This window comes from Streptomyces sp. ATexAB-D23 (genome assembly GCF_000373645.1).
GTDB classification, from domain to species: Bacteria; Actinomycetota; Actinomycetes; order Streptomycetales; family Streptomycetaceae; genus Streptomyces; species Streptomyces castrisilvae.
In genome coordinates this window covers 1-1,372 of record NZ_KB892082.1, presented here as the reverse complement: position 1 = coordinate 1,372, position 1,372 = coordinate 1, and the positions used below count along the sequence as shown (strand labels likewise).

1 protein-coding gene is annotated in these 1,372 nt (G+C 73.2%); it reads right to left on the bottom strand.

Annotated elements, in window-relative coordinates; genetic code table 11:
• On the bottom strand, nt 1-1,372 hold a 1,372-nt coding region (locus B082_RS37285), incomplete at both ends, for a SpnB-like Rossmann fold domain-containing protein (RefSeq protein ID WP_037711493.1).

Genomic DNA, 1,372 nt, shown 5'->3' with positions numbered 1-1,372 from the left:
CGGCCATCCCGACCCCGCCCGCCGCGGAATGGATGAGCAGCCGCTCGCCCGCCCGCAGCCCCGCCAGATCCGTCAGACCGTAATACGCCGTCAGGTACACGACGGGGATGACGGACGCCTGGCCGAAGGAGAGCCCTCGTGGGATCCGGGCGGTCAGCCGGTGGTCGGTGACCCCGACCGGCCCCAGTCCGCCCGAGGGGAACATGCCGAACACCCGGTCGCCGACGGAGAGTCCGGTCACCTCGGAGCCGGTCTCCAGGACGACACCCGCTCCCTCGCCACCGATCATGGCGTCGTCGCCCGGGTACATGCCGAGGCCGATCATCACGTCACGGAAGTTGAGGCCACCCGCGCGCATCGCCACCCGGATCTCGTGGGCGGCGAGCGGACGCTCCCCCTCGGGGTGCGGTACGAGCGCCACATTGCCGAGCGTGCCCTTGCTGGTGACATCGACGCGCCAGGAGCCGACGCCGACGGGCGGGGTCAGCACCCCTGCGGCGTCCGCCGGCCGCACCAGCCGCGGTACGTGGGCGCTCCCGTCCCGGACCGCAGCCTCGGGCAGCTCCTCCGTCAGCACCTGTAGCACCGCGTCCGCCGTCGCCGAAGCGATTGCCGGCACGGTGTCCAGGTCCAGGAGCGCGAAGCGCTCCGGGTTCTCCGTCCTCGCCGAACGCACCAGACCCCAGACGGGAGCCGCCGCGAGGTCCCGTATCTCCGGTCCAGGCCGGGTGGCGACGGCGCCACGCGTCACGACGACCAGCCGGGACCGCGCGAACCGTTCGTCGGACAGCCACTCCTGCACCAGGCCGGTTGCCCCGTACAGCACGGTCCGGGTCGCCGTCAGGACGTCCGTGGTGCCCTCGCCCTCGCCGGCCACGCTCACCAGGACCAGGCCGGGTGCCTCAGCGCCGGCGTCCACAGCGGTGCCCAGCGCCGTCAGATCCTCGTAGCGGGCGCAGCCCCCGAGCACGGGGGCCAGCTCCAATGGGTCGGCCGTCCCGAGCAGGGCCACCGATTGCGGGGCCGGCACGTCCTCGGCCGGGGGCAGCAGAGTCCATTCGAGCAGATGGACGCCCGATTCGTCTGTGGCGCCGGCCGCCGCGCCGAGCTGCTGCCGGCTGACGGGCCGGGTGGTGAGCCCGCCGATCCGGGCGACCGGGCCGCCGTCGGCGTCGAACAGGGCCAGTTCGACGGTGTCGGGGGTGGTGGGGGTGAGGTGGGCGTGGAGGGTGGTGGCGTGGGTGGCGTGGAGGGTGATGTTGCTCCAGGCGAAGGGGATGCGCTGGGTTGTTTGTTCGTTTTGGGGGGTGTTGAGGATGAGGGGGTGGAGGGCGGCGTCGAGGAGGGCGGGGTGGAGGGTGTGGTCGGTGGG